We start from the raw sequence: 243 nt of genomic DNA, 5'->3' as shown, positions 1-243 counted from the left end.
CGCCGGTCCGCTGTTCATCGGCCGCGACACCCACGCCCTGTCCGAGCCGGCCTGGCGCACGGTGATCGAGGTGCTGGCCGCCAACGCCATCGAGATCCTGGTCGACAGCCGCGACGGCTTCACCCCGACCCCGGCGGTGTCGCACGCCATCCTGACCCATAACCGCCAAGGCGGAGCGCAGGCCGACGGCCTGCTGCTTACCCCCTCGCACAACCCGCCGCGCGACGGCGGCATCAAGTACAA

General features: G+C 71.2%; 1 pseudogene. It reads left to right on the top strand.

What is annotated here, in order from left to right:
* Positions 1 to 243 (top strand): annotated as a pseudogene (locus RYX56_RS26785) (hypothetical protein); the annotation flags it as partial.

Origin of the sequence: Alkalihalophilus lindianensis, assembly GCF_032843265.1 — a bacterium.
GTDB lineage: Bacteria > Bacillota > Bacilli > Bacillales > Bacillaceae_D > Alkalihalophilus > Alkalihalophilus lindianensis.
The sequence above is the reverse complement of the archived record's forward strand: the minus strand, read 5'-3'. Positions and strand labels throughout refer to the sequence as shown.